At 62.7% G+C, this 23631-nt stretch carries 23 protein-coding genes and 1 tRNA gene; 15 read left to right on the plus strand and 9 right to left on the minus strand.

The window, feature by feature from the left end:
• Positions 1-393 precede the first annotated feature (393 nt).
• From DV706_RS22315 to DV706_RS12135, 4 genes are all read left to right on the plus strand, one after another.
• On the plus strand, positions 394-525 hold the full coding sequence (locus tag DV706_RS22315) for a hypothetical protein (protein WP_006064365.1): 132 nt from the start codon (positions 394-396) through the stop codon (positions 523-525).
• 196 nt (positions 526-721) lie between these two features.
• Positions 722-2065 (plus strand): alkaline phosphatase family protein, encoded by a 1344-nt coding sequence (locus DV706_RS12125; RefSeq protein WP_006064366.1) that lies wholly within the window; start codon positions 722-724, stop codon positions 2063-2065.
• A gap of 139 nt (positions 2066-2204) precedes the next feature.
• The gene (locus DV706_RS12130; RefSeq protein ID WP_240756762.1) at positions 2205-2897 is read left to right on the plus strand and encodes a DUF6498-containing protein; all 693 of its coding nucleotides are present in this window, start codon (positions 2205-2207) and stop codon (positions 2895-2897) included.
• A gap of 151 nt (positions 2898-3048) precedes the next feature.
• Complete coding sequence (locus tag DV706_RS12135) at positions 3049-3462, plus strand: DUF371 domain-containing protein (RefSeq protein WP_006064368.1); 414 nt, start codon at positions 3049-3051, stop codon at positions 3460-3462.
• A gap of 40 nt (positions 3463-3502) precedes the next feature.
• On the opposite strand, the gene DV706_RS12140 is transcribed toward DV706_RS12135, so the two are convergent.
• Positions 3503-4207, minus strand: coding sequence for a DUF2270 domain-containing protein (locus tag DV706_RS12140; RefSeq protein ID WP_006064369.1), 705 nt, complete (start codon positions 4205-4207; stop codon positions 3503-3505).
• A 98-nt stretch (positions 4208-4305) separates the two neighbouring features.
• Between DV706_RS12140 and DV706_RS12145 the strand changes: the two genes are divergently transcribed.
• The 7 genes from DV706_RS12145 (at position 4306) to DV706_RS12175 (ending at position 10687) form a co-directional block, all read left to right on the plus strand.
• Positions 4306-5118: an endonuclease III domain-containing protein gene (locus DV706_RS12145; RefSeq protein ID WP_006064370.1), complete on the plus strand. Its 813-nt coding sequence runs from the start codon at positions 4306-4308 to the stop codon at positions 5116-5118.
• Between the two features lie 87 nt (positions 5119-5205).
• A complete protein-coding gene (gene bluB, locus DV706_RS12150) occupies positions 5206-5886 on the plus strand; it encodes a 5,6-dimethylbenzimidazole synthase (protein WP_049889596.1) in 681 nt (226 codons plus the stop codon).
• A gap of 164 nt (positions 5887-6050) precedes the next feature.
• A complete protein-coding gene (locus DV706_RS12155; RefSeq protein ID WP_006064372.1) occupies positions 6051-7181 on the plus strand; it encodes an ABC transporter substrate-binding protein in 1131 nt (376 codons plus the stop codon).
• A 35-nt stretch (positions 7182-7216) separates the two neighbouring features.
• Entirely contained in the window at positions 7217-8368 is a 1152-nt protein-coding gene (locus DV706_RS12160; protein ID WP_006064373.1) for an ABC transporter ATP-binding protein, read from the plus strand.
• A complete protein-coding gene (locus DV706_RS12165) occupies positions 8365-9243 on the plus strand; it encodes an ABC transporter permease (protein ID WP_006064374.1) in 879 nt (292 codons plus the stop codon). The genes DV706_RS12160 and DV706_RS12165 overlap by 4 nt, the downstream gene beginning before the upstream one ends.
• The gene (locus DV706_RS12170) at positions 9236-10039 is read left to right on the plus strand and encodes an ABC transporter permease (protein ID WP_006064375.1); all 804 of its coding nucleotides are present in this window, start codon (positions 9236-9238) and stop codon (positions 10037-10039) included. Before DV706_RS12165 ends, DV706_RS12170 begins: the two co-directional genes overlap by 8 nt.
• Positions 10040-10273: 234 nt before the next feature.
• Positions 10274-10687, plus strand: coding sequence for an EamA family transporter (locus tag DV706_RS12175; RefSeq protein ID WP_006064376.1), 414 nt, complete (start codon positions 10274-10276; stop codon positions 10685-10687).
• Between the two features lie 164 nt (positions 10688-10851).
• Here the strand turns inward: DV706_RS12175 and DV706_RS12180 are convergent, their stop codons facing one another.
• Positions 10852-12789, minus strand: coding sequence for a beta-CASP ribonuclease aCPSF1 (locus tag DV706_RS12180; protein WP_006064377.1), 1938 nt, complete (start codon positions 12787-12789; stop codon positions 10852-10854).
• Between the two features lie 336 nt (positions 12790-13125).
• Here DV706_RS12180 and DV706_RS12185 point away from each other — a divergent pair, with 336 nt between their 5' ends.
• Positions 13126-13629, plus strand: coding sequence for a hypothetical protein (locus DV706_RS12185; RefSeq protein ID WP_006064378.1), 504 nt, complete (start codon positions 13126-13128; stop codon positions 13627-13629).
• 64 nt (positions 13630-13693) lie between these two features.
• On the opposite strand, the gene DV706_RS21470 is transcribed toward DV706_RS12185, so the two are convergent.
• Positions 13694-14269, minus strand: a complete 576-nt coding sequence (locus DV706_RS21470) for a hypothetical protein (protein WP_006064379.1) — start codon at positions 14267-14269, stop codon at positions 13694-13696.
• 121 nt (positions 14270-14390) lie between these two features.
• Between DV706_RS21470 and nucS the strand changes: the two genes are divergently transcribed.
• Complete coding sequence (gene nucS, locus DV706_RS12195; RefSeq protein ID WP_006064380.1) at positions 14391-15170, plus strand: endonuclease NucS; 780 nt, start codon at positions 14391-14393, stop codon at positions 15168-15170.
• 126 nt (positions 15171-15296) lie between these two features.
• On the opposite strand, the gene mutS is transcribed toward nucS, so the two are convergent.
• A complete protein-coding gene (gene mutS, locus DV706_RS12200) occupies positions 15297-17975 on the minus strand; it encodes a DNA mismatch repair protein MutS (protein WP_136350868.1) in 2679 nt (892 codons plus the stop codon).
• 177 nt (positions 17976-18152) lie between these two features.
• On the opposite strand from mutS, the gene DV706_RS12205 reads away from it, so the two are divergent.
• Positions 18153-19445, plus strand: a complete 1293-nt coding sequence (locus DV706_RS12205; protein ID WP_006064382.1) for a winged helix-turn-helix transcriptional regulator — start codon at positions 18153-18155, stop codon at positions 19443-19445.
• A gap of 70 nt (positions 19446-19515) precedes the next feature.
• Here DV706_RS12205 and DV706_RS12210 read toward each other — a convergent pair whose 3' ends face one another.
• The 4 genes from DV706_RS12210 to DV706_RS12225 are packed head-to-tail and all read right to left on the minus strand — an operon-like array spanning position 19516 to position 22148.
• A complete protein-coding gene (locus DV706_RS12210; protein ID WP_006064383.1) occupies positions 19516-20157 on the minus strand; it encodes a 30S ribosomal protein S3ae in 642 nt (213 codons plus the stop codon).
• On the minus strand, positions 20150-20449 hold the full coding sequence (locus DV706_RS12215) for a KEOPS complex subunit Pcc1 (RefSeq protein WP_006064384.1): 300 nt from the start codon (positions 20447-20449) through the stop codon (positions 20150-20152). Before DV706_RS12215 ends, DV706_RS12210 begins: the two co-directional genes overlap by 8 nt.
• The gene (locus DV706_RS12220; protein ID WP_006064385.1) at positions 20446-21669 is read right to left on the minus strand and encodes a hypothetical protein; all 1224 of its coding nucleotides are present in this window, start codon (positions 21667-21669) and stop codon (positions 20446-20448) included. Before DV706_RS12220 ends, DV706_RS12215 begins: the two co-directional genes overlap by 4 nt.
• Before the next feature lie 11 nt (positions 21670-21680).
• Entirely contained in the window at positions 21681-22148 is a 468-nt protein-coding gene (locus DV706_RS12225; RefSeq protein ID WP_006064386.1) for a 30S ribosomal protein S15, read from the minus strand.
• Positions 22149-22512: 364 nt separating this feature from the next.
• Between DV706_RS12225 and DV706_RS12230 the strand changes: the two genes are divergently transcribed.
• Positions 22513-22584 (plus strand) — tRNA-Ala (locus DV706_RS12230).
• Positions 22585-23122: 538 nt separating this feature from the next.
• On the opposite strand, the gene DV706_RS22565 is transcribed toward DV706_RS12230, so the two are convergent.
• Positions 23123-23299, minus strand: a complete 177-nt coding sequence (locus tag DV706_RS22565) for a hypothetical protein (protein ID WP_449406813.1) — start codon at positions 23297-23299, stop codon at positions 23123-23125.
• Between the last annotated feature and the right edge of the window lie 332 nt (positions 23300-23631).

A 23631-nucleotide genomic window follows, 5' to 3' on the forward strand; every position in this document is an offset into this window, starting at 1 on the left:
ATTTAAGACTTGCCAACCATTCGCCACTCTCGACCAATTTATTTTCGATGTATTGGCTACGCTGTCGCCGGATATTGGTGGATTGTAACCGAACGGCGTCTTGTCGTAATCTGATGACCGTCGTCCCGAACATGACACTTGATTACGAAAGTACTTTTTGATCGACCGTGGACTGCAGAGCGATGGTCGGCCGCTGAGATGACCTCGAGCCCGGACCCAATGCGCCGGAAGCGATCGATGCCAGTGTCGATCGACCTGATAACGTTTTCCACGCCGGGGCTCCACTGTTGTTTTCGTCACGACCTGATTCACGGCAGTTATACGCTCGCGTCTGGCTCATGCATTATGAGCATGAGTAATTTTATCTGGTCGGACGGGGTATATCGACCTGTTATGGCAGCAACCAACCCGTCCCCACGAACGTCCCAGGCAGACGACACCGACGACGCCGGTGTCGGTATGGCCCACCTGACGGTCGTCCCCACGAACTTCGATGCCACTGTGGACGACGACAGCGACGAGTAGCCCTCTCACACCCGAAGGCGGCAGATCTCGCTGTTGTCTCGCTCAAGGCCGCGACGCCGGCAGTCATCCCGAGTCACGACTTCCGTGTCACGTCGATGCTGTTTGATCGATATCGTAGTCATGACTCCGTCGTAGACATTCTCAATAAAGTGTCCCGAAACGAACCTTCTTGTATACGGTTGAACTACGTCCGTCCATGGGTTTGTTCGATCGACTGCGGGGTGACGGTGCCCCCAGAGTCGCATTTATCGGGGTCGACGGCGTGCCGTACAGTCTTCTATCGGAAAACGAGGACCTGTTTCCGAACTTCGCAGCGCTCGCCGACGAAGGAACGGCAGGCGAGATCTCGAGTATCGTGCCGCCCGAATCAAGCGCCTGCTGGCCATCGCTAACGACCGGGATGAACCCCGGTGAAACCGGCGTCTACGGCTTCCAGGACCGGGAGGTCGGCACCTACGACACCTACGTCCCGATGGGGCGTGAAGTGCAGGCCGACCGTGTCTGGGACCGTATCCAAGAGGCTGGCCGACAGGCGACCGTCATGAACGTCCCTGTTACCTTCCCACCACAGCGAAACGTTCAGCGGATGGTCTCAGGCTTTCTCTCGCCTGGACTCGACAAAGCAGCCTACCCGGACGACGTCCGTGACCATCTCGAGTCGCTGGACTACCGGATCGACGTTAATCCGAAACTCGGCCATCAGGAGGATAAAGCCGAGTTCATCGAGGACGCTCATGCGACCGTCGATGCCCGCTTCGAGGCGTTCAAACACTACATCGAGGAAGACGACTGGGACCTGTTTTTCGGCGTGTTCATGACGACCGACCGGGTCAACCACTTCCTGTTCAAAGACTACGAGCACGACGGCGACTACAAAGACGAGTTCCTCGAGTTCTACCAAAAGATCGACGACTACATCGGTCGGCTGCGTGAGCTGCTGCCGGAGGACGTCACCATGATCGTGGCCTCCGACCACGGCTTTACCAGTCTCGATTACGAGGTCCATTTCAACGCATGGCTTCAGGAGGAAGGCTGGCTCTCGTTCAACACTGACAGTCCAGAAGAGTTAGGCGACATCGCCGACGACACCACGGCCTACTCGTTCATCCCCGGTCGGTTCTACCTCAATCTCGAGGGCCGCGAACCGCGTGGCTCGGTCTCCGAGGAGGAGTACGACGAGGTTCGCGATCAGCTCAAAGCCGACCTCGAGGCACTCGAGGGGCCAAACGGCAACAAGGTCGTCGACCGAGTCGTCGAAAAGGAAGCCGCGTTCCGCGGCGACCACGACGATATCGCGCCGGATTTGGTCGTCATCCCGAACAACGGCTTCGACCTCAAATCCGGGTTCAAAGCCGACTCCGACATCTTCACTACTGGTCCCCGAAACGGGATGCACAGCTTCGACAACACGTCGCTGTACGTCGACGACGCCGACGTGACGATCGATGACGCCGACCTGTTCGACATCACGCCGACCATCCTCGAGTTGATGGATATCGAGTACAGCCGCGGGGATTTCGACGGCGCAAGCCTGGTCTAGTACCCGCCCGCCGACTCGACCCTTGCCGTTCGGGCTTGGAATGCTCTCGACTCGAGCCCACCGTGTTCGACGACAGCGGCTTCGGCAGTCTCAGAAACATGGCGGACCGTTTATCATTCAGGAACGGGAATCGATCGCTATGCGCTCGTCCCGGACCGGCTCTCGGATCGCCGCCGCCGGAGTGGTCGTCGCGAATCTGGTTTCACTGGTCGGCGTCGTTTTCTTCGGCTGGACGCTGCACTCGCTGCTGGTGATCTACTGGCTCGAGAGCGGCGTCTTGGGGATGGCCTACGTCGCGAAGATCCGTCGTGCTGAGGGTACGGACGATCCCGACGAACTGCCCGCGTGGGAGATCAGTTCGGTCGGCGACACGGCCCCACGGACGCTCGAGTCGTTCGTCGGGAAGCCGAATCGGGCGATCGCGAGATACTTTGGGACCTATTTCGGCGCGTTCTGGCTCTTCCACGGCGTGTTCGTGTTGTACGGACTGCCAAGCGAGTTTCCGGATATGGCAACCGCGTCGCCGTCCGCGGTCGTTGTCGCGGCTGTCCCCCTCGCCATTTACCATGTCCTCTCCTACCGCCTCAACTATCTCGGTGCACGGGAGTTCGAGCGGAACGGCCCGGTAACGCTCATGGTCGACCCTCTCGAGCGCATCGTCGTCTTGCACGTGACGATCGTCCTCGGTTCGATCCCGCTCGAGTGGTTCGGCGCACCGACCGGCGCTGTCGCCGTGATGGTGCTCGTGAAGACGTCCTTCGACCTCGAGGCCCACCGGCGGGAGCACGAACGAGCCCGCCAGCGGACAGCGACGGCGTCCACGGCGAACTGAGACGGACTCCTGTACCGATGTGTCGGCACAACCGGGAGACGGGTCGCGATCGCACCGGCACTGACAGACACGTCCGAGATCGGTGTGCCCGGCCTCGAGCAGGGCGGCCGTGATTCGAGTCCGTTTTCCGCCCGGCACCGAACCCTCGAGCATGGAAGAAATTATCCACGCTCGAGGTCACGAGCACGTCACCGCCGAGCACTCGAGCACGTTCGAGGTCACGACCGACGACTTTCTCACCCCCGCCGGAGACTGCATCCTCGCAATCGAGGCCGACCGCGCACCCGCCGACTTCGATCCCGACTTTATTGCGGCCTGCCAGGATCGGGAGGCGACGATTACGGTTACGATCGAGGCCGGCGGCCACACGGACTCGGTGTCGGGACGGGGCGATCCCGACCTCGAGTTGACGAACGAGCGGAGTCTGGTCGGCCGAACGAGCGAGTACGTCGACGACCGGACGATCATGAACGACGCACCGTTCGCGGCCGAGGGATTCGATCGCGACCTCGTCGCCGCGTTAGCCGACGGCGCCGAGGCGACGGTGACGATCACCGTGGAGTGAGCGCGATCGCGGTCGATATGTCCGTGCTGTCACCGCGTCGTCACCGGTGACTGCCTACGGCCTGTTCGTGCAGTTCGTCTTCTGCCTGCCACGCGCGGGGTCGAAGCGCAATCCCGACGGCGACGAGGTAGAGTGCGACGACGATGCCAGTCACCAGCAGTCCCGGCAGCGGGCCGATCGCTGCGCTGTCCGGCCACGGCTGGGTCGCGAACGCGACGACGTGGATCCCCCAGGCCCCGAGCATGACTGTGAACAGAAACAGGTAGATCCGTCGCAGTCGGTGGGCGACCGACTCCTCGAGGGAGATCTTAATAACTGGTCTGCGGTAGTCCTGGCCGAGCTTTTGACGCCAGTCTGGATCCTCGAGCCCACCGGAGGCGTCGAGACCGTACGCGAAGACGTTCCGTTGGAGCATTCGGACTCGGCCTCGCCAGAGGTCGTAGCCACGATAGCGGTGGGCTTCGATGAACAGGAACGCGACGAGCGCTGTCGTCCCGAGCAAGACGATGTAGTGAGGGTTGGCCTGACTCGAGAACGCCCACGTGATGATCGCGCTCATAACGATCACCGCCCAGTTCGTCGTCTGATCGAGCCGTTCCCGCCAGACCTGCATCCGGTGGACCTCGCCGCGATAGAGGTGTGCCAGTGACGAACTCGGCCCCATCTGCTCCTCGAGCAGTCCGCCTCCGACTTCGCGGTGTTCGGCGTCGGTTGGATCGATGTCTTTCGTGGATCGCTTCGCCATCGTCTCCTATATGCGGCCGGAGTGCGAAAGAACGTAGTGATCCTGTCGGCTGGTCGACCACAACCGTTAGTTCGCCGGAACCACGAGACACCGCACGGATGGTCACAGACTCTCGTGCCGAAGCCGTCGTGAATCGCCTTGCCCATCGCTACGGCGATCGCGGGTTTCCCGAACACAACATCGACGGCGGACAGAACGCGGTCACGATCGATGACGATGAGTCGATATTCTGGGACCGGACCGGTGACAGACAGGATGCGTTCGACTGTCTCGTTCGGACCATTCTGAGCCAGAATACGAGCGACAAGGCGAGCCAACCAGCCCACGACGCGCTGCTGGCGACGTACGATGGCGACGACATCGACCTCGCCGAGTCGCTTGCAAGCGCCGACCAGTCGATGCTTGCCGAAACGATCAGTGGTGCTGGCCTGTACAACCAGAAGTCCGAGACCATCATCGATACCGCGGCGTGGGTCCTCGAGGAGTTCGGCTCCGCCGCCGCGTTCGATCGCTATGTCAAAGACGAGACCCCGTCGGTCGTCCGCGAGACACTACTCTCCGTTCGCGGCGTTGGTCCCAAGACGGCCGACTGCGTATTGCTGTTCTCGGGTGGCCGATCGGGTGTCTTTCCCGTCGACACGCATGTCCACCGTATCTATCGGCGCATGGGTATCGCCCCACCCGACGCCGACCACGAGGCCGTTCGCGAAACCCTCGAGCAAGACGTCTCCGCAGCCAAATGCGGCTTCGGCCACACGGCGTCGATCCAGTTTGGCCGTGAGTACTGTACGGCCCGCACGCCCGCCTGTCTCGAGGACCCCGACGCCTGCCCGATGGGGGATATTTGCGATCAGGTCGGCGTCTATCCCGAAACAGGAGAGGTCGTCGATCCGGCCGACGTCGGCGAGTGAACACGGCGCGATGTCGGTCTGGAGCTCCCGATCGTCGTCCGAACCCGATCACCGTCTTTATGCAACTCTGATTTATCCACTGAAATGATGGTTTCATTCACCGACGACGAGCGAGACGCAGTCTACAAGACCATCTACGCCCGTCGGGACATCCGCCGATTCAGAGACGACCCGATCCCTGAGGCTGTCCTCGAGCGACTCATTCAGGCGGCCCACCACGCCCCGAGTGTCGGCTTCTCACAGCCCTGGGACCTGATCGTCGTCCGCGACGACGAGACGAAAGTCGAGATCGCCGAGATCGCCGACCGCGCCATCGCGGCCGCTCGAGAAGGCTACAAAGAGCCGACGAGATCGGAGTTCGCGGCGTTGAAACTCGAGGGGATCCGCGAGTCGCCGGTCAACATCTGCGTGACCTGCGATCCGACGCGAGGGGCACCTCACGTGCTCGGCCGGAGTTCGATGAAACGGACCGACGTCTACTCGACGTGTCTGGCGGTCCAGAACCTCTGGCTGGCTGCGCGTGCGGAAGGTGTCGGCGTCGGCTGGGTGAGCGTGCTCTATCCCTACGAACTGCAAGACGTACTGGGTATTCCACCCCACGTCAAACCGGTTGCGTATCTCTGTCTGGGCTATCCCGAGGACGGCTTCCCCGAAGAACCCGTCCTCCAGCAGGAAGGATGGCGTGAGCGACTCGACGTCGACGCGCTCGTCCACGAGGGCTGCTGGGAGGGTGATCAGTCGACTGACACGACAGACGGTGCGCGATGACTGGCGACGGGTCGCCGTCCGGATCGCGTCGAACCGCGCACCCATCAGCCGATCTGGTGTGCAGTGACGTTCAGTGGCTACTATAGGCAACGGCGACTGGACTCTGGCGTTCGTCGAGGTCCACAACGGTTTTATGTCAGTATCCGGGTAGAACCGGGGCACCAATGGCTGCAGACCCTGATGGGGTTGCAGAGACGAGCGAGACAGTTTCCGAACCAGCCGATCGTTCGCCGACGACATCACGTCGACAGCTGCTTTCCGCGACGGCGGTCGGCTCGGCCACCGCGCTCGCAGGCTGTGCCGAACTGCTCGGCAGCGAGTCGGGCCTGCGTGTGATGGTCTGGAGCGGCAACTACGCCGACCGATTCGAGGAGGGTCTCGTCTCCCAGTGGGAGGCGGAGCACGACACCGACATCCATATCGAGCGCGGCTGGGACGGCGTCTTAGAACAGATTCGAAACGCACCCGAGGACGACCCACCGTTCGACGTCACCGTCGCGGAGGGGAATTTCTACTACTACGGGCGACAGGATGACCTCTTCGAGCCGATCGACCGGGATAACATCTCCAACGAGGACGAGATTATGGACTTCTTCACAGAGATTCGCGACCCCGAGTACGGGATGCCCGTCGACGGCGCGCCCTGTACGATCATCCACCGCGAGGACGCCGACGTCGACCCCGAGACGTGGGCCGACCTCTCCGGCGACGCCGTCGCCGACAGCGAGGGCGTCGGGATCGACACCGGCTTCTGGTGGTACCCGATGTACGCCGCGGCGCTCGGGATGGGCGAGGAAGGCGACGCAGAAGCGATGTACGACGACGGCAACCACGAGGAGATCCTTGAGGCTGTCGAGGACTGGGGCGTCGACGAGTGGGCCAGTTCCGGCGAAGACATCTGGCAGGCGTTCGACAACGGCGTCATCGACGTCGCCCAGTGGTACTACGACCAGACGGCATACGATATCGACGACGAAGAGGGACTGACCCACACCATGCCCGAGCAGACGACGGGCTGGATCAACAACTGGTGTGTCGTCCGCGGCACCGACAGACAAGACGAGGCCGAGGAGTTCATCGATTTCCTGCTCGACGCCGAGGTCCAATCGGCGTGGGCCGAAGACCATCCGATGATGTTCAGCAACGAGAACATCGAGTACCCCGCAGAACTCGAGGCGGACCTCCCGACGACCAACGAGGAAGCGAAGAACATCGCGTTCCCCGACTGGAGCTTCCTCTCGGACCACGCCGGTGAACTCTCCGAGGCGTTCGACAGTATGCAACACTCGTCATAACCGAACCACTTCCATACCACGCTATTTCAACTGTTATGTCCACCATCACCTTGCAGGGACTCGAGAAGCGATACGGTGAGACCACCGCAGTCGAAGACGTCTCGGTCGAGATCGACGACGGCGAACTGCTCTGCCTGCTCGGACCGAGCGGCAGCGGCAAGTCTACCACGCTGCGGATGCTCGCCGGCCTCGAGACGCCCACCGAGGGCGCGATCCGACTCGACGGCGAGGACGTTACCGATCAGCCCGCCTACGACCGGAACACTTCGACGGTGTTTCAGGACTGGGCGCTGTTCCCGCACAAGACAGTCCTCGAAAACGTCGCCTTCGGGCTCAAGATGCGCGGCATCTCGACCGACGAACGCCACGAACGCGCCGAGTCGATGCTCGAGCGCGTTCAGATGGCCGGCTACGGTGACGAGGATCCGACGACACTGAGCGGCGGCCAGAAACAGCGCGTCGCGCTCGCGCGGTCGCTTGCCGTCAATCCGGACGTCTTGTTGCTGGACGAGCCGCTGTCGAACCTCGACAAACGGCTCCGAGAAGACATGCAGATCGAGCTTCGCGAGATCCACGACGATCTCGAGGAGACGTTCGTTCACGTCACCCACGACCAGGACGAGGCGTTCACGCTCGCCGACCGTATCGGCATCATGAACGAGGGCGAACTGATACAGGTCGGCGATCCGAACGAGGTCTACGAGAACCCGAAGAACCGTTTCATCGAGGGTTTCCTCGGAGACACCAACTTCGTCGACGCGACAGTCGCGCGAACGAGCGGGGAGGCGGTCTACGTCGAGACGGAACTCGACGCCGAGTTGATCCTTCCGAGCGACGGCGACCACGGCCTCGAGTCCGGCGACGAATTGACGCTTTCGCTGCGACCGGAGATCCTCTCGATCGACCGGGGAGAGCCCGACGCGGCGACGACCGCCACCGCCGACCAGCGGGCGGTCACCGATGGCAGCACGACCAACGCCGTCGCGGGCACGGTCGCGAACGTGATCTACCGCGGCTCGACCGTTCGCTACTCCGTGTCGATCGACGGCACGTCGGTGTTCGCCGAGCGAACGGACGCGAGTTCGGGGTCGCTGTCGTCCGGCGACGACGTGACTCTCGAGTGGAACGGCGAAGACGTCCTCGCGTTCCGCGCGGACGGGAGCCGCATCTCGCTTCGTGAGCCATGACGGAGACACTGTCCACTTCGACGTCAATGCTCCAGAATCCGATCAGCGCCGCCCGGTCCCGTCTGGCCGCCCAGTCGGGGTCGCGTCGCGCGCTGTTGCTCATGGCACCGCTGATCGCGTTCGAACTCCTGATCTTCGTGATCCCGTTTGCGATCCTGTTGCGAATCAGCTTCGCCGCTCCCTCGAGCGACGGGGTGTACGTCAACGGAACGTGGTCGCTCGAGGCCTACCGGCAGGTCTTCGCCAGCGACCTGATCTGGAGCGTTATCGGCTACTCGTTCCGACTCGGTCTCATCGTGACGGTGCTGTCCGTCATGATCGGGTTGTTCTACGCGTACGCAATCTGGCGCTCGAGCGGGCTCATGAAGTCGTTGCTGCTGTTCTCGGTCGTCCTCCCGTTGTTGACGACGTTGGTCATCCGGACGTACGCCTTCGATCCGCTGTTGCAACCCGCTGGCCTGCTGTACAGCACGACCGGCGTCGTTATCGCACAGCTGTACATCGTCCTTCCGTACGCCGTGCTGGCGATCTACAGCGTCATGGCGACGACCGATTGGCACGTCGTCGAGGCCGCCCGCGACCTCGGAGCGAGTCGGCCGCGGTCGGTTCTCGAGGTTGTCGTGCCGCAGGTGATGCCGGGAATCATCGTCGCGGCAGTGGTCTCGTTCGCCTGGAGTGTCGGGGCGTACGCGGCACCGGAACTCCTCTCGAACAACATCACGTTCGCCATCTACGTCGAGAGCCTGATGCTCGGCGATATGAGCTATCCCACTGCAGCCGCGCTGTCGGCCGTCATGCTCGGGCTGATGTCGATCTGTATCGCCGTGATCTTCGGCGTCCTCAACCGATTCGGAGGTGAGTTCGAACTTGCATAGAGAACCCGTCGAAACCGTCGCGTTCCGCGCCGGCTACCTGGCGCTGTTCGCGCTCATGATCGCACCGCTGTTGGTCGTCATCGCAACCTCGTTCTCGGAGGGTGCCCGGATCGCGTTCCCACCCGAGAGCCTCTCGCTGGTCTGGTACGGCGAGTTCTTCGACAGCATCCGCTGGCTCGAGGCCTTTACGAGCAGCATCGTTGTCGGCGTCGGCACCGCCGCGCTCGCGACGTTGCTCGGCGTGCTCGGCGCGTTCGGCCAGGAGTTCGACGACGGGCCGCTCGGAACCGTCGTGGCGCCGCTGGTCCTCATCCCGCTACTGATTCCGCCGGTCATCCTCGGCATCACGCTGCTGATGTACTTCAACGAGGGTGGGTTTCGGGGCTCGTACGCGAGCATCATCCTCGCACACACCCTGTGGGCGACGCCACTGGTCTACTTCGTGATGCGATCGGTGTTCAGCCGCTTCGACTGGCAGCAACTCGACGCCGCCCACGACCTCGGCGCGGGTCCCGTCCAGTCGTTCGTCCATGTCGTGCTCCCGAACGTGAAACACGGCGTCTTCGTCGGTGCGCTGCTTGCATTTATTATCAGCCTTCAGGAGTTCGTGATGGCGCTGTTCCTCTCGACGTCCCGCACGGAGACGATTCCCGTCCTGGCCTGGACCGAACTCCGACAGGCAATGGATCCGATGGTGAGCGTCGTCTCGACGTTCCTCATCCTCATGTCGCTGGGCGCGCTCGTGCTGGCGGTGATCGCGACGAACCTCGAGTGGGTCTCGAAGCAACTGTCTTGACCAGCGCGCTCGGTCACGGACGTTCCGCCACTGTACTCGAGTCGGTCAGCGTCGCGTGGTACGGACTGCTGTGTCAGTACTGGGACACCCGCAGACGGCTCGCGGATGTGGAGCTTTCGCTACAGTAGACCGCACGAGGCGGTACCGAACTCATCTCGTCACGACGACGTCTGAAGAGCGTTCTGGTATCTGCCGGAGTGATCGGACTTTATTTCGCGTCGCCAAACATCGCCCATGGTCAACGTCGGAATCGGACTGGCGGTTGGAGCGCTACTGTTGTTCGGCGGCTGGGTCGTGACAGCGGGTCTCGCGACGCGGTCGGTTTCGGCCGTGAACGCGGTTTTTCTGTCCTACGTTGCGAGTCTCGGGATCATCGGGATCTACGTGTTGCTGGCTCGGCGACCGATCACCGGGACCCAGACGGATCTCGTCTTCGCGTTGCTTTCCGGAGTGTTCCTCGCGATCGGGACGGTGAGCTTCTACGGCGCGCTCACGCGGGGCGACATGGCGATCGTGTCGGCGATCGCGGCGCTCTACTTTATCGTTCCCGTGGTCGTCGACGTCGTGTACTTCGAGACGAATCTCGGTGCGACGAATCTCCTCGGTCTGGGACTCGCCGTCGTCGCTGTCGTCCTCATCACCGTCTGAATCGGGGGCGTGTTCACTCACCACGGCGCTCAGACAACGTCCTGCCCCGTTGTACCGAAAGTCCCGCTCGTCTTCGTTCAGCCCGGCACGATCGGCGAGCGTTGGAGCGGACAGCAGGCAAAACACGGCCGCAAGCGGTGTGTCCGCGCGGGTTCTATCGAGCGTTAGAGAAACCGGAACGTCTCGAGGTTCTTCGGCGCGAACGTCCGCATATTGTAGTCGTGATACAGCGCGCTCGAGAGATCTTGTGTCGAGCGTTCGTCGCCGTGGACACAGAGCACCTTCTCGGGGCGTGGGTTCATCGTCTTGACGAAGTTCTCGAGGCCGGCTCGGTCGGCGTGGCCCGAGAAGCCGTCGACGGTTTCGACGTCCATGTTCAGCGAGAGGGTCCCACGTCCACCGCCGTTGTTGCCCATGGCACCGACTTCGCTTGTTGGGATCTCGTCCCAGCCGCTCTGGATGCGTCGACCGAGGGTTCCCTGAGCCTGGTAGCCGACGAAGACGAGCGTCGAGTCCGGATCGGGGCCGATGTGGCCGAGCCAGGACATGATCGGGCCGCCGGTGACCATCCCCGACGTCGAGAGGACGATACAGGGGCCGCCGTCGGCGACGTCCTGGCGCTCTTCCTCGCCGGCGTCGATATGGTTGAACTCCTCGGCGAGGAACGGGTTCTCGTCGTCGTGGAAGATCCGATCTCGGAGGTCGTCACGCAGGTACTCGGGATAGGTCGTGTGGATCGCTGTCGCCTCCCAGATCATCCCGTCGAGATGGACTGGCATCGAGGGAATGTCGCCGCTGCGCATCGCCTCCTCGATGACGAGCATGATCTCCTGTGATCGACCGACGGCGAACGCCGGGATCACGACCTTGCCGCCCTTTTCGTGGGTCTTGTTGATGACTTCCTTGAGTTTCTCCTCGGAATCCTGCTGATCGGTCTGGTAGTCGTTGCGACCGCCGTAGGTCGACTCGAGGACGAGCGTCTCGACGCGGGGGAAGTCGTTGACAGCACCGTTGAACAGGCGGGTGTCGTCGTAGTGAATGTCGCCGGAGAACGCGACGTTGTAGAGGCCGTCGCCGATGTGGAAGTGCGAGACGGCCGAGCCGAGAATGTGGCCCGCGTTGTGGAAGGTGAGTTTGACGTCGGGAGCGATGTCCGTGACATCGCCGTACTCGAGCGGGATGGTGTGTTTGATCGCTTCGCGAACCTGCTCGCTTTCGTACGGTGGTGCACGGCCTTCTTTGGCCGCGACGTCGAGGTAGTCGAGCGTGAGCAGCCCCATCAGATCCCGCGTTGGCTCGGTACAGTAAATCGGGCCGTCGTAGCCGTATTTGAACAGGAGTGGGATGAGCGCGGAGTGGTCGAGGTGGGCGTGGGTGAGGACGACGGCGTCGATGGTCTGGGGTCCTGCGCCAAGCGCCTCGGGTGCGTGGAGATATGGGACCTCACCTTCTGCACCGGGCTTGTCGCCACAGTCGACGAGAATCCGTGTTTCGGGTGTCGAAAGAATAAACGACGCGCGGCCGACCTCGCGGCAACAGCCAAGCGTCGTGATACGGACGTACTCGTCGTCGGACATCTCCTCGCGGTGGATCTGCCGGCCGACTTTCTCCAAAATGTCCCGTCGTTCGTCACGTTCCTGTTTGAGGAAACTGCGGACGTTCGAGACCGTCGAGGACTCGATCGGCGGCGTTCGGACGACTTCGGGCGTCCAGCCAACGTTTTTCGTAATATCACGGAGTGTCGAGCCATGGCGGCCGATGACCATCCCGGGCTTTTCGGCCTCGATAACGACCTCGCCAGTGTCGGCGTGGAAATCGAGGTCCGTGACGCCTGCTTCCTCGGGGATGACACCCATGATCTCCTCGCGGGCCTCGTTGGGCCGTGAGAGAACCGACGGATCAGGTCGGATGGTAATCCGTTTCCGAAGCTTACTCGCGAGTTTCCGAACGAGGTCACCCTGCTGGGCGAACTTCTTCGGATCGCGCGTGTAGACCACCAGTTCGGGGCCTTCATATTTCACCGAGGAGACCGAGATATCGTTCGGTAACTCGCTCGTGATCTCTGCTTTCAAATCGTCAAGTTGCTGCTCTACAGTACTCATAATCGCCGATTGTGGCTTGCGTGAACTCGCCGCCGGGAGCCGGTGTCCGGTCGGTCCGACGCGACTAGGAACTGCGACTCGAGAACAGCCAAGCGACGATCGCTGTCTGCTGATCTCGATGTCAGTGATCCATGCTGTCGTTGTGTGACAACAGTGATCATATACCGTCCAGTATCCCAAATCATCGCGTTATACCGTGTGTACGAACACGCTCCCAGGTCGGTTATCCTGGTTCGTGCGGGAAGATTCCAGGGAGAACCCGCTTATTCGACGCTACTGCTTGCGCGGTATAAAAAGCTTCGCAAACATCAGGATGATCCGTCACAAACAGGGGGTATGGAGCTCACACCGGAGCGTGTCGTGACGGAGCGAAACTGGGTCGCAGACCGTGCTGAAACCGTCGTCCCGGTCATTAATCACGTCCGCGATGATCTCGGAGCAATCTTCGAGACCGATGTCGATCACGTGACCGAAACACAGTATCTCGAGGCAGTCGACGCCGTCTTCGCCGACGGTGATCTGGCGGTCAACGTCGCCGCGATGGTTGCGATCCTCCGAGACCTCGACGTCGAGGGCGACTATCCCGGCTTCGTCGTCGACGAGATCCTCGGCCGCGAGCTCGCGGCGACGATCGCCGGCACCCAGCCCCTGCGGACACTCGGCGAGGCGACCTTTCATTACGCAGACCTGCAGGTCCACGGCGACGAGGATGAGAACGCGGGTGTGGACGATCTCGAGGCGGCACTCGCAGCCGGCTTTCAGGAACGGCTCCCAGGCTGGAACTGGACCGAACGCGAGAGCCCGTTCAGCGTCGGCGACCGATCGGCGAACGCCGAGTAAGCGCCGGCTCGAGTCGATGGCTTGGCGAGAGAGTCAAGCGGTTCGCTGCGGGAGAGACGCGACGTTACTCGTCGTCTTCGCCGTCGCGTTCGTCGTCAGTGTCCTCCTCGGCGTCGCCATCGTCTTCGCCCTCTCCGTCTTCTTCCTCGAGTTCTTCCTCAAGTTCCTCTTCGAGGTCGTCCTCGTCCAGCTCGGGCTGTTCTTGTTGCTGTTGTTGCTGTGCCTGCTGTTCGAGGATCAGGTCGTAGGCATCGCTGCCGTACAGCACGGTGACGGGGCCGCTTCGGAGGGCGCTGAGGATCGCCTCGTCCGGGCCGTCGATCAGATACAGCCCAGCACCCTCAGTCGTGGACTCGTCGATCTGGATGTCTTCGGCGTCCGCATAGCTTTCGAACTCCTCGATCGGTTCTTCTTGCAGCTCCTGGGCGCGCTGTTGGAACTCCGCCTCGTCGATCTCGCCCGCCTCGAGGTCGTCGTAGAGTGCTTCGACGTCCTCTTGGTCCGGTTCGACGATGGCGGTCAGCCGCTCGTCGGCCTCGTCATCGCTCAAGAGTCCGAGATCGGTACAGCCAGCAAGTGATGCGGCAGCGCCGGTGCCGGTGAGTTGGAGAAATCGACGGCGGTTGTGTCCGTTCGTCATTGCGTCGAACGCATGGACGAACAGTCATAAGGGTTTTTGATATACGCTAACTCAGCGGTCGTCTCCCACTCGCTCCGCTGGTCCGGACCGCTTTTAGTTCCGCGACAGCTACCCCGTTGCAGTGACTTCCGGCACACCGACATCGTCAGCACGGGCCGTAACGCTCGAGCAACCCACACTCGGGGCGGCCTGTGAGGCCATCGCCGACGCGCTCGAGCGCGAGGCGTTGGTGACCGTCTTCGGCCGCTGTACCGTCGACTACGAGGGCCGTGCCTCGAGCACGCTCGAGGCGGGCGATCGCCACGTGATGCTCAAACCCGACGGGGCGGCGCTGGTCCACACTGACGAAGGCCAACAGCCAGTCAACTGGCAGCCGCCGGGCTGTACACACGACGTGTTCTGTGACCGCGCCGGCGACGATATCGACGCAAACGGTGCGGAAACGCTCGTCCTCGAGAGCGGGCGACCGACGCCCGACGAGCGACTGTGCGTTCGCTTCCAGGACGTCTTGCAAGTCTCGGCGTTTTCGGGAACCGACGAGAACGAGCTCACGCTGTCGGGAACTGAAGAGGACCTCCGACAGCGAATCCTCGAGGAACCGACGCTGCTCGAGGCGGGCTTCAGGCCGCTTGCGACCGAACGCGAGACGGCCGCCGGTGCCGTCGACATCTACGGTGAGGACGCTGCCGGCCGAACCGTCGTCGTCGAACTCAAACGCCGCCGCGTCGGCCCCGATGCAGTCGGCCAACTCCGGCGATACGTCGACGCCTTAGAACGCGATCTTCACGCCGACGCCGACGTCCGCGGGATTCTGGTCGCGCCCTCCGTGACGGATCGCGCCGATCGCTTGCTGGTCGATCACGGCCTCGAGTTCGTTTCCCTCGAGCCGACGAGCGAGTAGGGCGGCGCTGGCTGCGCTGGGCGCAGTGACGTGACGTATCGGTCTGTTGGTGGCCTTCCCTCGCGAGCAACAAAGACGTTACAATCAGCGCGACCCTGTCATGACCCCATCTGTCCGGTCGCCGCTTCACTCCTCGAGCAGCCGCTGCAATCGGTCGAGTTCAGTCAGCGCCTCGACCGGCGTGAGATGGGCGAGCTCGAGGTCGCGGAGTTCAGAAGCGACAGCGGGCGGGACCGCGCCGCCATCGGCTGTCGCCTGTGTCAGCGCGCTCGAGTCGGTGCCCCTGGCTGTCGGTTCAACGGTGTCGTCCGATGGCTCCGCGGCTGCTGAGACCAGTTCCCGCGACCGTTCGACGACGGCTTCGGGCACGCCCGCAGCGGTTGCGACCTCGACGCCATACGACCCCGTCGCCGCGCCGGGCGCGATCTCGTGGTGGAAGACGACCTTGCCGTCGTCCTGCTCAACTTCGAAGTGGAGCGTGAACGCGGCCTCGAGATCGGCCGTAAGCTCGGTCAGCGGGTGATGGTGGGTTGCAAACAGCGTCGTCGCACCGACCGCGTCGTGGATGTGCTCGGTGATGGCTTGTGCGATGGCGAGGCCGTCGGCGGTCGACGTGCCGCGGCCGACCTCGTCTAACAGGACCAGCGAGCGCTCGTCGGCTTCGCGCAGGATCGTCGCGAGTTCGTCCATCTCGACCATGAACGTCGAGCGCCCGCCCGCGATGTCATCGCTGGCCCCGACGCGGGTGAAGATTCGGTCAACGGGCGTCAGCCTCGCAGCTTTCGCGGGAACGAAGCTCCCGACCTGTGCCAGCAGGACAATCTGTGCGACCTGTCGCATGTACGTCGATTTGCCAGACATATTCGGCCCCGTGATCACCGCCAGCCGCTGATCGTCGGTCAGGTGTGCGTCGTTGGGGACGAACGACGCTTGCGTACGCTCGACGACGGGGTGGCGACCGCCCTCGATGTCGATCTCGATGTCGTGCTGGTCGTCCCCGATGATGTCGGGGCGGCAGTAGTCGTACTGTGCGGCGACGGTCGCAAGCGAGACGAGCGCGTCGAGCGTGGCGAGCGCGTCGGCAAGTCTCTGCACGCGTTCGACCTCCTCACCGATCGTTTTCCGAACGTCACAGAAGAGGTCGTACTCACGGTCGTCGGCCCGCTCTTCGGCGCCGACGATCTGGTCCTCGCGGTCTTTGAGTTCCGGTGTGACGAATCGCTCGGAGTTTTTCAGCGTCTGGCGGCGCTCGTAGTTCTCTGGGACGGCGTCGAGGTTCGGGTTCGTCACCTCGATATAGTAGCCGTGCACCGAGTTGTAGCCGACTTTCAGCGAGTCGATGCCGGTTCGTTCGCGCTCGCCGTCTTCTAAGTCATCGATCCACTGTTTCCCCTCGCGGGCGGTCGTCCGAAGCTCGTCGAGTGCGTCGTCGTACCCCTCCGCGATGATGTCGCCCTCGGTGATCTCGATCGGCGGCTCGGTGACGATGGCGTCGTCGATCAGCTCGCGCACGTCGACGAGCGGGTCGAGATCTGCGTGCAGTTCCTGCAGTCGGTCACAGTCGGCGTCGGCGAGTTGCTCCCGGATGTCGGGCACGACGGCCAGCGTCTCCCGAAGCGACCGGAGGTCTCTCGCGTTCGCCCGTTTGCGAGAGATTCGGCCGATCAGCCGCTCTACGTCGTAGACGTTCCGAAGCAGTTCGTGAAGCGTCTCCCGACGCTGGACGGCAGCGGTCAACTCCTCGACGGCATCCAGCCGTGTCTCGATCCGGCGGGGCTCGAGCAGCGGCCGGCGAAGCCAGTCTCTGAGCTTTCGGCCGCCGAGTGCACACGCCGTCTCATCCAGCACGCCAACGAGCGTCGCCTCGTCGTCGCCGTGGACTCCACGAGGCTCGAACAGTTCGAGGCTGCGCAGCGCGACGGCATCCAGCAGGAGGTACTCGCGAGGGTCGTAGCGAGTGAGGCGCGTGATGTACTCGAGTCGCTTTTGATCCGGTTCGTCGGCGTCCGTCTCGGTCGGCGTCTCGCGCTCGCCTTCGTGGTCGCCGCCGCGGACGTACTCCGCGTAGGCGAGCAGTGCGCCACAGGCTCGAATCTCGGTCTCGCTCGCGAGCAAGGCGTCGGGGTTTCGAACGTATCTCGAGAGCATGTCTCTTGCGCGCTCGTGGTCGAACGCGGCCGCGTCGAACGGCGTCACCATACAGTGCTGGTCGAAGACGTCAGCCGGTGCGTCCGGGCCCACGACTGCCTCCGACGGCTCGAAGCGGCTAATCTCGTCGGCGATGGCGTCGCTCGAGTCCGAACTCGTCGCTACAAAGTCGCCCGTCGAGACGTCGAGTAAGGCGAGTGCGAGTTCGTCAGTGTCGCGCCCACGAGCGAGCGCCGCGACGAAGTTGTTGTCGTCGTTGGCGAGCAGTTCGTCCTCGGTGAGCGTCCCGGGCGTGATGACGCGCGTGACGGCGCGCTCGACGATTCCCGGTGACTCGCCGGGCGCTTCGACCTGATCCGCGACGGCAACCCGATACCCCGCCTCGAGCAGCGTCTCGATGTACGATTCGGCGTTGTCGATCGGAATCCCGGCCATGGGATACTCGCCGGTGGAGTCCTCGCGGCTGGTCAAGGCAATCTCGAGCAGCCGTGCGGTCCGTTCGGCGGCTCCACAGAACGTCTCGTAGAAGTCCCCCACCTGAAAGAGCACGATCGCGTCATCGTAGCGCGCACAGAGATCGTGATACTGCGCCATCATTGGCGTCAGCTCGTCGCGTTTCTCGGCCATCGCTGCAGGCGGGCCAAGCGCCGGATCCATATGGGGAACCCACCTTCGAACGCGGAAATAGCTTGCTGGATCGACCGCGGTTGCAGTCCCGGTGAAACTGTTCTAATTGAGTTATTGTCACGAAACGAGAAACATGTATTACGCTCGACTGCAGAAAGGGACCTGCGCAGTATGAGTTACCGTTCGTCAGCCACGAGCCGGATTGTCGTGTGTCTCGTGACTGTGCTGCTCGTCGGTGTCGGGATGGCAGGTGTCGTGACAGCGGCGACACCTGCCAACGGCTCGATAGCCCTAGAGACAGACACCGACTCGGTCGAGGACACAGTCGACGGACCGACTGGTGCGCTCGAGAACACGACGAACGACACGACTGCGGATCTCAAAGAGGCGGTCGATGAAACGAGTAGCGATCTCGAGAAGACGACAGACGGCACCACAGACGGTCTCGAGGCCACAACCGACCGGACGACGGACACGCTCGAGAACACCACCAACACCCTCGATGGGACAGTCACTGAAACGACGGACACGCTCGAGACCACCACCAACACGACTGTTGCTGGCCTCGAAAGCGACCGTGGAGCATCGACCACGATCGACGCGCCAGTTGTCGGACTCGAGGCCAGCGTCGACCGTTCGATGAGCGACACACCCGAAAGAGCGGATGCCGCCGAGGCCGCAGCCGACAGTGGTGCTGACGGGATGCCAGCCGGTGGAACCGCACCCGCGACGGATGCCGTCCTCGTCGGCCTGTTGGGTGCGATTACCGCCGCTAGTGCTGGCGCGTCTGCAGGCACCGGAGCGGCAGCCGGTGCCGGCACGTCGGCCGGAGCGGCTGGCGCTGGCGGTCTGAGCGGGCTGGTGGCCAACTGGCTCACGCACTCGAGTGGGCTCCGTCTGCTCCGGCGTGTCGGCTCGGTCGTTCCCTGGGAGCTCGCCCCCATCTTCAAATACAGCCGGTACGACGATTCGGACCCACTCGAGAACGAGCATCGTCGAACCGTCTACGAAACGATCGCATCCCAACCGGGTGTGTATCTCTCGCAGATAAGCGACGACAGCGACGTCGCCCTCTCGACAGTCCGCCACCACGTCCGCATCCTCGAAGCTGAGGGACTGGTCGCTACGGCCAAAGTGCACGGCAAGCGCCGATACTATCTCGAGGCCGACGGCGAGAGAACAGTCACAACTCCTGATGGCACCGTCGGTGTCGAACTCCACGCTGCCCTCGCAGAACCCGCAAAGCGCGAGTTGCTCGAGACGCTCGCGGCCCTCGGACCGGTCTCCAACGGCCGACTCGCCGACGAACTCGAGTGCGACCCGAGCACTGTCTCACACCACCTCACTGCGCTCGCAGCCGACGACCTGATCGTCCGTGAGCAAGACGGACGATCGGTCAGCAACGACCTTACGACCGATGTCGAGACGGTGGTTCGTGATCCAGAACACGCACTCGAGGACGACTCGGGTGGAACGTCGGAAGTGCTGGCAGACGACTGAGACAGGCATAGATGGCTGCTGCTGTCGGTGTTCGTCGTGTCGAAAAAATCGGTGTCGTCGTTGTCTGCGCTTAGTCGTCCGTGGCGACGTCTTCTTCGTCGACGTCGACCGCGGTCGCCTCCTCTTCGGCGACTTCTTCGGGGTGTGCCTCGAGTGTCGTCTTCTGGATCTCGACGCGGCGCAGCGGGTAGATCGTCTTGGCTTCGCCGTAGATGCCCGAGGAGAGTCGTCCCTCGACAACGCTGTCGATGAGTTCCTCGAACGAGCGCTCGGCGGCGGCCTCTTCGATCATCTCGACCATCGTCTCGCGGATGGCTTTCTCCTGGCTTGCGTCGGCCTTTTTCGTCGTGAAGGCGACGGGCTGGATCTGAACACGGTAGTCGTCCGTCGTCAGGACGGTGACGTAGGCTTCGATCTTCGAGGCACCGCGGCGGACCAGCGAGCGAAGGTAGTCACGGGTCAGGGAGTGTTCCTTGAACTCCGTGTAGGCGCTGTCGCTGCCGACGTCGGTGATTTTGAAGGTCAGCTTCGTGTTGTTCTCGCTGGCGTTGTTGTTCAGTTCGCCAAGCGTCGTTTCGATGGTTCGGTCGTAGACTTTCTCCGGTTCGTCAGCGGGGGTTTCGCCGAGTTCCTGCCGGTCGAACTGCTCCGGTGCCAGGACGGTGTACCACCGCTTTTCCTGTTTTGCGCGTGAAACTGATCGTTCACTCATTGTTTGGTAGTGTCTCTTGATCGCTGTCGGACACAGGGCCCGTGTCCGTCGGTTGGTCGTGCTGTCCCGCTCGCGTCTGCTCGATGACGTCGACTGCGACCTCGAGATTGACGACGTAGTCGTCGACCGTCGAGTGGAGTCCGCCAGTGGTCTCGCGGTCGATCCGCGTGACGACGGCCTCACCATCGTCGGAGACGATAGTCTCCATCTCGTCTGTGTTGTCCGGGTCTATTGCCCGCACAACGAGTTCCGGCTCGTCGTGAGCCGTTCGAATGGTCGCGTGTCGGCTCATCGTAACTCCCTCACTGCCTCGATGATCGTCGCGTTATCCCTGGCTGAATCGTACCGAAGGTAGCCACGCCGATGGCCGATATCGTACTCGGCCCTCGAGTCGCCCTCGTCGCCGAGTTCCCGGGCAACACCCTCCACAGTCACGCCGAGCGGGTCGTCGCCCCGGGTCACGATCGCTGCCTCGGTGCTGTCGGCATCGGCCGACTGCTGTCGTCCCTCGCCGATAGCGAGGACGGTCGGCTCCGGCGAGCGACACGCTGCAGCGATCCGTGCGACTGCTTCGACTGGCCCGTCGTTGATCTCGACGACGAACAGTCCGTTATAACGACTCGTCGACGCCGTCTCGAGTGCCGTGTGAGCGCGACGGCCGTACTCGCGCCAGACTGCAAGCGCCGGCTCGTGGACATCGTGGCCCAGTGCGAGCGCAGCGCCCGTCCCTGGATCGGTTCGGGCCGTCGCCTCGAGCACGTCGGCGTAGCCGCCGACCGTCTCGAACGTGTGATCTGGCGTCGCATACGGGCGAAGCGCCCGCTGGATCGTCTCTGCGGTCGCCGCAGTCGCCGCTTCAGCACCGACGACGTCGAGTGCGACACTCGAGCCAATCGCTCGATGGTCGTCGGTCGTGAGCGTCTCGGGAGCGTCGAGGTCGATGCCGAGTCGCGAAAGCGCGTCGCGCGTCGCGTCTGGAGTACCCGACCACGATGCGTGCAACCGTGTCGTGTGGGCGAGTCCGTCGACTGGGTCTGCGGTCGGAACTGCAACCCCTGGTCGGCGGGACACGAGCCCGCGCTCTTGGGCGGTCTCGAGCACCCATTCGCTCTCGCCGGCACCCGGCTCGATATCGGCGGCGACGAGGCCGGCGAGTGCGAGCACGGACTCCGGATCGGTCCCGAGTTCGCGAACACAGTCGAGTGCCGCGAGTGTGGCTGGTCGGTCGGCCGTCTCGAGTCGCGTCACGTCCGTATCGATCGCACCGATTGCGATCGTGACGTCGTCTGCTGCCGGCGTTCGGTCGCGAACGCGTGCCGTCCGCGCCGCGACGGTCCGGTCAACGCTCACCTGAAACGGCGTCTCGTGCTCGGCCAGTGCCCTCGCGAGGAGGCCACTCGCCGCGAGCGCGTCGCCGTCGGCTCGCGCGACGATGTGGACGAAGCCCGCGCTCTCGAGTGTCCTCGAGACGGGGGCAGACGTCGATTCGACGGACCGGCCTTCGGTTGCCATGGAGCTAGTGCTTACTCTTCGATGAGTTCGACGGCGACGTCGTAGGAGTACGTGAAGTCAGGCTCAATCTCGTCACCACGGTAGTAGTCGACGAGGCGGCGAACCTTCGATTCCGTGTTCTGCAGGGCGCGTTTGTTCTGGTAGTCCTGCTGGTTCTGCTGGATGTGCTCGCGCAGGCGCACGGCACGTTCCATCAGGTTGTAGAGGTCCTCGGGAATGTCCGACTTCGCGTCGTTCTCCTCGAGAATCTCGGTGAGCTTCTTGCCGGTCGCCAGCTTGACGTCCGGAATCGGCGTGCCCGTGACACCTTCGTCACGCAGCTTCATGCCGATCTGGCTTGGCTCGTAGCCCTGCTCTGCTAGTTCGACGACTCGGTCTTCGATCTTGTCCGAGTCGACGTCGCTCCACTCCGGCGGTTCGTCTGCCGCTGGCTTGTCCGATCCGGACGAGCCACGACGGCGGGTGTGCATTCGTGCCATTGGTCGAGGATAGGAACCGCACTGACCGCTCCGTACGCAACAGTCGGGTCGGCCGACTGCCGGTGCACTTCCGCAATCCCAAGCCATCCGAAACAGTGGATGGCACAGTCGGATTTGCGGCCGTGCGCTTCCCATGCCTGCTTTCCGTCGAACGGACTAAAGGGTTTCTAGACCGTGCTCGCGACCACGACTCTGCCGTCGACAGCTCTCGGCTGGACGCTCGCGTTCGGTTCCAGCTGGCCTGTGGCCTCGCGTCGTTTCGGCGATGACCGCCGATCGTCTCGTATGTGTGGTAACGACAGGGTTGGCTCGAGCGTTTCGAGGGGTTTATCTATTCCCCGGAGAAACGATTGAATGCGAACGAGGGCTCGTAGATCAGGGGTAGATCACTCCCTTGGCATGGGAGAGGCCCCGGGTTCAAATCCCGGCGAGTCCACTATTTTCGCGGCGAACAAATTCGTGAGCCGCGCAACTCGTCGTCGAAGGTGGGATTTGAAGCCCTGGAAGTCGCAGCGCGAGCGAAGCGAGCGACCGTCTTCCTTCGGGTTCAAATCCCGGCGAGTCCACTTCTCTCCGCTCGCTTCACTTGCTCCGATCAGTAAACTCGCTGAACATCGCAAACAAAAAGTGGTTGCTCAATCCCGGCGAGTCCCCTATTCTTGTAGTGCGAACAACCCAGTAAACACTGCTTTTCCGATTCGGTAGTGGCCTGTTTCGGCGTATTCGGTGAGCCGAAGGGCCACGCTACTCGAGTCTCGAGCCGGCTGCAGTTGATCTGTTCGAGTGTTTCGACACCCTGATCGGAGACCACATCGCACGGATGCCGACCGGCAGCTCGTGGCGATGCACCGCAATGGTTCGGGCGACGTCGAACGGGTACTCGAGGCCGATCTGGATCCAAGTTCGGTGTCTCCGGTAGCGGTGATGGAGACGATTTCGACTGTGGCCGACCGCGAGCAAAAATTGTCAGCGGGCTAGCAGTAGTACACCCAGAAGGGATGCTCGTTCGTACATTCGACTTTCGTGTACTCACCAAATGCAGCGACATACGGGCTCACTTTTAGTTCCACGTCCGCTCCAGGGACGGTGATACTGATGGTTTCTGCACATTTCGGGCACGCAACGTCCTGTGTCTCTGTTAGTTGTGTCATGGTTCCACTGCTGGGGCTGGTTTGTCGGCACGCATCGAGATGCCCATCATACGGTATTTCTGACAGGCGTTCACCGCCTGGTCCGAAATGGACTCGTGTTTCTCGATTCCCACGCCGCGGGTGATGTGCTGGTCTGGACTCATTGGTCTGTCATTCCCCATCAACGGTTGCTACGAGAAGGTGGGTGAGGTAGCTATCTGATGACAGTTCAGCAGTTGCTGCCGTTCGTGCACCTGTTGCACACGTGTCACCAGCTGAGCGACAGCTCGTGCGTGAGACCACGTATCGAGAGACAAGATCCAGATCGAAAGTGAGGACTCGACCAGTGTAAG

Origin of the sequence: Natronorubrum bangense (genome assembly GCF_004799645.1) — an archaeon.
GTDB lineage: Archaea > Halobacteriota > Halobacteria > Halobacteriales > Natrialbaceae > Natronorubrum > Natronorubrum bangense.